Here is a 7,323-nt window from a genome sequence, read left to right as displayed (position 1 = left end):
AGTTACGACAGTTTCCTGCCGAATGACCGTTTACACAAAAATTCTTACACCCTCGATCGGCAGCATCCTTCTTCCGAGCTAAGTCTGCGATTTTGGTCAAGACTTCATTTCTGTGAATTTCATCTGAGTATCGTTTGGCCTCAAAGCAGACAGAATCGCTAGGCATTGCTGCGTCACCATCTACTCCTCCCTGCAATCCACTAGCGGCCAGGCGAAACGGAATCCTAGTTAAATTCGTCAGGACGACACGAATGAGTCCTTCAAACCCGTTGGTCCCTGTGGCTTTGAGTGATAAAAGCCCAGCTTTGACAACTCCAAGGTGCTGTTTGTATTCATTCATGATGGCACTGCCTATATACTCCTCAAAGAATATCTGTGATTGTGAGAGAGCATTAGCCACAAGTAAGGCTTTAGATGATGTCAAAGCCCCATGCGCGGATGTCTCTGGTCAGTCTTCACCGGGTATTAGTTTCATTTTGATCGAAAACTACCGATAACACAGATAGATAATAAACGAATTACATCCTTGCTTGCTGCTTCACGAACCATGCTAATCCAGGCTCGCTGTTCACTTATCCTTGATTCTTAAGTTCTAGGCCACGAATTACACTCGACTGATCGAGAGAGATGGCACGCATGACCTAGTTGAGTCCCCGATGCAGTTTACGCTCCGATCAATCTATGATCCGAAACGCTATCAGTCATTGTTTACTTGATGGAGTGCTTATGGATTTCTTCAGAAATATTGCCAAAATGGTGAGCGACAATAAAATCCCGTTCTATTGGATCTTTGACTGCAAAGGGAATTTTAGAGAACTCTGAATAATCCATGCCATTAAAGTTTGGGGCCAGATTCGTATTCTACGATTCAGTACAGAACATTAAAGTTCTGGACTGCCACGATTAATGAACATCGGATGATATGTTTGACGCACATCGTTACCGATTGTAAGCTTGGGAGTAAACTAAAAGCTACGGATTACCGAGCTCTGGCTGTATCTGCAAGCTAAATGTGACTTGTTTACTTGCGGGAGGTGAATTGAGAGCGGCGATGTAGCTAGCTCCAAGCGAGCTGTCCATCAGGTGACAACGGGAATAAAAATAATTGTGGTTGCAAGGGGATGGGGAACATGATGGGAAATGTTGCATGACTGCGGATTGGCGCGAGATCGCTGCACCAATAGCATCGACGTTTGCCACCGCTGCGGTTGTTGCGCAAGGACCTGTTATTCCTCCACAGCAACAGCTACTCTTGTACTCGCCTAATCAATGGGAAGACTTCGTTCAGGAGTGGGCTCATTACTGCCTGAAGAAACAATACAGCCAAGTTCAGCGCTTTACCGGTTCTGGTGATCGCGGTATCGATATCGCCGGCTTCACAGATGACAAGAAACTGCAAGGCGTCTGGGACAACTACCAGTGCAAGCACTACGATAACGCGCTACGACCGACTAACGTCTGGGTCGAAATCGGGAAGATGATTTGGTACTCGTACCAGAAAGAGTACACCCCCCCTCGACGCTACTACTTTGTCGCACCCAAGGGCGCCGGCACATCGTTGACAGCTCTCTTGGCTGATGCAGCGAAGTTGCGCGAAGAGTTGATTGCCAACTGGGAGAAGTATGTTCAGAAGGCGATCACTAAATCGCAAGAGATCCCATTGGAAGAGCCACTTCTTGCGTACGTGAACGCTTTTGATTTCTCGATTTTTGATGCAAAAACATCGTTGCAGTTGGTGGCTGATCATCGAATTTCACCTGCTCATGCGGCGCGCTTTGGCGGAGGCTTAAAGCCCCGCCCAGATGCGGCCAAACCTCCTGCGGAGATTGCTACTGAGGAAAGCAGATATGTCACACAGCTACTCGTCGCCTATGCTGACCATCTCAAAAAACCTGTTGTCAGTCCAGATGATTTGGCAACGACGACGAAATTGAAGGATCACTTTCATCGCCAGCGAGAAGCGTTTTACCACGCAGAAGCGCTGCGGTTGTTCGCCCGTGACTCGGTGCCTGTGGGTGTCTTCGAATCACTTCAAGAAGATATTTATGATGGCGTGGTTGATGTGCATGATGCAGGTCATTCTGATGGATATGTTCGAGTCTGCGCGGTGACTAAGGCGGCACGCGACCTTCAAATCACCGCAAACGCCCTAATTTCCTGCGTCAAGCCAAAAGACCGAGACGGCATCTGTCATCAACTTGCAAATGAGGATCGCCTGAAGTGGACCCAATCATGAAGCAACCTGGGTACCCAGCGACTTTCAATAGTCCCCTTGAGGCAGGTATGCGATCAGTGGCGCTACTGGGCGCAGCTTTTCCGCAAATCTACGACTTACAACGACTGGTGGCGTTCGACTTCCTTCTCGTCCACACCGGAGATGTTGGTGGGCCCGATAGCCTTCATCCGCCTACCCCGTATCGCTCGGCAGAATTGTTGGTGCGGCGAAAGTTGGTTGAGGACGCGCTGCTATTGATGATGACCCGTGACCTTGTCCAAAGGGAGGTCACCTCAGATGGCATCAAGTACGGTGCAGGGGAAAACGCTGCAATGTTTTTGGCCTCATTATCTACGAACTATTTTTTTGCAATGAAAGAGCGTGCATCCTGGCTTGTCGAGACCTTCGGTCATTACTCAGATCAAGAGTTTCGGGGGGTACTTCGCCAATTCTTTGATGACTGGGTTGAAGAGTTTCAAAGCATTGAACGCAGCATGGGAGGCGCGTAGTGGCCAATCCAAGCAAGGGTTTCCAATTACGCTTTCTCGGCTATTTCGGCCCACAGAAAGAACCTGCCACAGTTACGTTTGGCCCAGGCTTGAATGTTCTTTATGGCGCGTCGGATACCGGTAAATCCTTTATTGTAGAAACCGTCGACTTCATGTTGGGTGGAAAGCCGCCTTTGCGTGAAATCACAGAGCGCCTTGGATATGACCGCATTCTTCTAGGGATTGAGACCCTGGCTGGAGAGCTGTTCACCATTCATCGCAGCACGGACGGTGGCAGTTTCATGCTCTACGAGGGTTTGCACAAGCAGCCGCCCGAGGGCGATTTAGAGGCTAAAACCCTCTCTGAAATCCATAGCGACCGCAACGAGGCGAATCTTTCATCGTTCCTGCTTGAGCTGTCCGGCCTCTCTAGAAAGCGGGTTCGGAAGAACGCGCGTGGTGAAACCAACAGCCTGAGCTTTCGAAATATTGCACGCCTGCTGATCGTCACTGAAACTGAGATTACCCAGCAGAGGTCGCCTTTACTGGACGGGAATTACACAGCGGATACGGCTAATACCTCGACATTTAAGCTCCTGCTGACAGGAATTGACGATTCCGCGCTCGTGAGTACCGCCGCCCGCGAACCTGAAGAGCTATCTCGAGAGGCGCAGCTTCAACTCCTAGATCAGCTGTTAGATGACTACAATGACCAACTCAAGGAAATAGCCAAGCACCCGAGTGAGCTGGAAGCGCAGCTTGAGAAAATTGAAACCTCACTCAGGCAACATGCTGCGCAGTTGAATGCTACCGAATCATCGTTCCAGGAGAAGGCGGGACGTCGTCGCGAATTGCGCAAAAAGCTAGAAGAAGGTCGAGACCGTCGAAGCGACATTGCCGGGTTGCTGGAAAGGTTCGGCCTTCTGGATCGGCATTACGCCTCTGATATCGAGAGGTTGCGAGCCATTGAAGAAGGTGGAACATTATTCAGCGTCCTAGGTAAGACCGCTTGCCCATTATGTGGGTCTGATCCCGCGCATCATCGGAATGGTGATATTTGTGAAGGGAATACCGATACCGTTATTGAAGCGGCCCGAAAGGAAATCGGCAAGATCGAAATACTCCGTAGTGAGCTTGCCGTTACGGTTCGCGAGCTGACCCGCGAGGGCGCAAGCTTCGATCGTCGGATGCCATTAGTCGTGGCGGAGCTAGATGAATTGTCTGGTTCGGTTGATAGCTTGATAGTGCCGAAACTTGCCAAGTTGAGAGCTTCGTACTCGGAACTTAACGATAAGCGGGCAGAGGTGCGCGAAGCATTGGGTCTCTATGCGACGGTTCAAGACATGGAGCGCAGGCGTACTGATCTTGAAAAGGTTCAAGATGCTATCGCTAAGCCACAGACCGTCACGAGTACCGTCCCGACTGCGGCTGCAGACGCCTTTGCGCAAAGTGTAGAGACTATTCTTGGTGATTGGCACTTCCCAGAGGCTGGTCGCGTCCATTTTGACCCCAATACTCGCGACTTGGTCATTGCCGGAAAGCCGAGGGGAGCTCGTGGAAAAGGTTTACGGGCGATTACACATGCTGCCTTCACCCTCGGCTTGCTCGCCCATTGTCGATCCAGCCACATTCCGCATCCGGGGTTTGTCATTCTCGACTCACCGTTGCTTGCCTATCGTGAACCAGACGGGAAAGAGGATGATTTGCGCGGCACTGACCTAAAGGAGCAATTCTACGGCTATTTGCAAGCACTGCCAAAAGACCGACAGGTTATTGTCGTCGAGAACACCGATCCGCCTGATGCTATCAAGAACCTCGAACAGGTGGAGATGTTCAGCAAGAATCCGTATGGCGGACGATATGGATTATTCCCTTACGACCCGAGTTCAAAGATGAGTGACGAGTAGTATGGCTTCTCTAAGTAAAAAGCAGCAGGAGAATGACGGGAAGGGAGTCACTGTAATGTTTGGGAGGCCGACAACGTTGCGAGCCAGCATCCCTGACAATACTGTTCTCATTGTTCCCAATACCGACAAATGGAACGATTTCCAACTTCGCACCAGGATTGATATCCGCATTCGATTGATTGGGGATAAGAATGACTACGATACTTACGGTTTTATAGGTTTCATCAATAGCTCATCTGAGACACCCAATGGTGTGGTTCTACTTGAGAAATTGCTGGAGGGAACAAATGAGTTGATATTGCCCACGAATGATACGCACAGATTTTTCACCATGCTTCCCGGCATGGATGACTACCGTAATATTGTGCGCCGATTTGGCCCTAAGAAATCCGTAGAAATCCTGATAGCGATGCGAGAGTTAGTTGCTCTCAACGAGTTCAAATCGACCGCTAACTGGCTAGCTCTAGCGGAGGGTTCCGAAGTTTTTCAGAAGTCCTTTGTTCGAAATGCAGAGTCCTATTTTGCCTACAAGAATGCAGGTTCAATCTTGAGAGGGCTGGAATCCGAAGAATTTCGAAAACTTTCAAGTGCGTTTGATATTCAATTTCAACTATCGGGTTGCCAGAATCCACATCACTTAACTTTTCGCTTTGATCATGAAGCGGATCTGCCCAAGCGAATTGCCGTAATCATTGGCAAAAACGGAGTGGGTAAAAGCCAGACTTTGGGAAGAATTGTTCAAGGGGCATTGAAAGCTGACAATACACTGATTGATGGGGATACCGAAAGGCGTGTCCTCGTAAACCGTATTCTTGCATTCGCGCCGACGAACGAGGCCGGCTCTGTATTTCCATCAAGTCGTCAAAGGCGGCCGCGTGTCTGGTATCGGCGTTTTTCGCTCAACCGCTCCAGCCGCACCCAACGTGAGGCTGGTGTCTCTGACCTGATTATTCAACTCGTAAGATCGGAAGAAAGCCTTGGAGCAAGCTCAAGATGGGACATTTTTCTCAGCGCGATCAAAGTAATTGATAACTGGAAACAGCTCTGCCTACCCGACAAGAATGACGTAGAGCAATATTATTCTCTTGAACGACTGAGATATGGCGCTGAAAAACAAAAGCTTGAGAAGTTTTCAGCAATTGATACGCGCCTCGATCCGGTTCGAGTGGTCGATGACATTGGCTATCCTCTGAGCAGCGGCGAGATTTCTTTTCTTCGCTTCGCGGCTCAGGCAAGCCTATACGTGGAAAATGGGTCACTACTGTTGCTAGACGAACCTGAAACCCATCTTCATCCGAATTTCGTTAGTCAGTTTGTTGCCTTACTGGACAGCATTCTTGATCAAAGCGGTTCAGCTGCGATCATTGCTACCCATTCCGTTTATTTCGTTCGAGAGGTATTTCAAGAGCAGGTAACTGTTTTACGAAAGGATCAACAAGGTAATGTGGTGACAGAACTCCCGACCCTGCGGACTTTTGGAGCGGATGTGGGTGCTATTTCATACTTCGTTTTTGGAGAAGACGAGCCATCGCGGCTCGCCACCTCGGTCGAAAGTAGGTTGCGCGAGAGATATAAAAACTGGCAGGATTTGTATGCTCGCTACAAGGATGATTTGTCGCTGGAAATGCTGGGCTCCTTGAGGGAGTCAATTGAGGCGAAGGACGAACAGTGAACAGGATACCGCGTCCAATAATAAATGATCACGCTGCTTTGCAGGCGCTTGCAGGTAACGAAGGAGTGGAAAGTTATCCTCATTTGCATGGGGCGGTAGCCGACATTCTGCAAGGTTATACTCAATATGATGCTGCTAGCGGCAACGCCTTCAATGTCTCACACGTAAATGTTACGCTTGTGATCGAGAAATATTTGAAGGCACATTATAAAAGTCCACCTAAAGACCTAAAGCATATAAAGGCAATGCGTAAGGACACGGGGCATCGTGCCTGTCCTATGTGCGGATCACTTCACTCCGGAACCCTAGACCACTTGCTGCCGCAGAGCAGTCATGGTGCATTTGTGGTTTTTTCTCACAATCTTGTACCAGCTTGTAAATGCAACAGCCAGCGCAAGACTACCTTACTGGGACTAAATGCGGGCGAGCGTATCCTGCATCCGTACTTTGATGACTGCCTAAGTGAAAGACTGGTTGTGGCCAGCTTCGAGGATCTTGGACTGATACCTAAGGTCGGACTTAAGCTTTGTGTTGACGATAAACATCCGGACTATGCCGCCATTGCTTTCCACTTTCGCAACATTGTTCAGCAAACCACTGTCACTGGCTATCTTCGGGATAAGTGGATCGATCTATTCCGCAAACCAAGTTTGGTCGTGAGGGAGCTAAAACACAATCCGCCGACAGTTGACGCTCTCAGGGAAATATTGGTAGAGGAGCTTGCACTGCTTGATGACGCACATAAGGGCAAAAATAATTGGAACTCAATATTTGTTGCGGGCCTGTTGGAGACAGGTGTGACGAATTGGCTGTTTCAGCAGTTCGATATGCCGGGCAGGTTGCCGGATACTCCCCTGAGTTAGCTGTGACTGGAGCATTTAGCTTGTCTTAGTTTCCTGTAAAACTTTTTCCAATGTTGGGACCGGATCCTTTATAGCAGGAGTAGTGAATCGCCCCTACTATCCTAGACAGTCGCCAGCCCCTCGAAATAACGCTTTTCATACTCTACTGGCGATAGGCCATTATTGAAACTGTGTCGAC

6 protein-coding genes are annotated in these 7,323 nt (G+C 49.2%); 5 read left to right on the top strand and 1 reads right to left on the bottom strand.

What is annotated here, in order from left to right; genetic code table 11:
- The coding region (locus V7Z75_RS13950; protein WP_334109254.1) for a hypothetical protein at positions 1–340 on the bottom strand (340 nt) is incomplete at its 3' end.
- An 807-nt stretch (positions 341–1,147) separates the two neighbouring features.
- Between V7Z75_RS13950 and V7Z75_RS13945 the strand changes: the two genes are divergently transcribed.
- The 5 genes from V7Z75_RS13945 to V7Z75_RS13925 are packed head-to-tail and all read left to right on the top strand — an operon-like array spanning position 1,148 to position 7,145.
- Entirely contained in the window at positions 1,148–2,236 is a 1,089-nt protein-coding gene (locus tag V7Z75_RS13945) for an ABC-three component system protein (RefSeq protein ID WP_334109253.1), read from the top strand.
- Complete coding sequence (locus V7Z75_RS13940) at positions 2,233–2,724, top strand: ABC-three component system middle component 2 (RefSeq protein ID WP_334109252.1); 492 nt, start codon at positions 2,233–2,235, stop codon at positions 2,722–2,724. The genes V7Z75_RS13945 and V7Z75_RS13940 overlap by 4 nt, the downstream gene beginning before the upstream one ends.
- The gene (locus V7Z75_RS13935) at positions 2,724–4,610 is read left to right on the top strand and encodes a hypothetical protein (protein WP_334109251.1); all 1,887 of its coding nucleotides are present in this window, start codon (positions 2,724–2,726) and stop codon (positions 4,608–4,610) included. The genes V7Z75_RS13940 and V7Z75_RS13935 overlap by 1 nt, the downstream gene beginning before the upstream one ends.
- Before the next feature lies 1 nt (position 4,611).
- Entirely contained in the window at positions 4,612–6,282 is a 1,671-nt protein-coding gene (locus V7Z75_RS13930) for an AAA family ATPase (RefSeq protein ID WP_334109250.1), read from the top strand.
- Entirely contained in the window at positions 6,279–7,145 is an 867-nt protein-coding gene (locus V7Z75_RS13925) for a hypothetical protein (RefSeq protein ID WP_334109249.1), read from the top strand. The genes V7Z75_RS13930 and V7Z75_RS13925 overlap by 4 nt, the downstream gene beginning before the upstream one ends.
- Positions 7,146–7,323 lie beyond the last annotated feature (178 nt).

Source organism: Methylobacillus sp. (assembly GCF_036844465.1).
Taxonomy (GTDB): Bacteria; Pseudomonadota; Gammaproteobacteria; order Burkholderiales; family Methylophilaceae; genus Methylobacillus.
Note: the sequence above shows the minus strand (reverse complement) of the source record. Positions and strands in the feature narration are given on the sequence as shown.

Excerpts from the sequence above, each read along its gene's own strand:
- V7Z75_RS13945 (WP_334109253.1), top strand. The coding sequence starts at position 1,148 with ATGACTGCGGATTGGCGCGAGATCGCTGCACCAATAGCATCGACGTTT.
- V7Z75_RS13940 (WP_334109252.1), top strand. The coding sequence starts at position 2,233 with ATGAAGCAACCTGGGTACCCAGCGACTTTCAATAGTCCCCTTGAGGCA.
- V7Z75_RS13930 (WP_334109250.1), top strand. The coding sequence starts at position 4,612 with ATGGCTTCTCTAAGTAAAAAGCAGCAGGAGAATGACGGGAAGGGAGTC.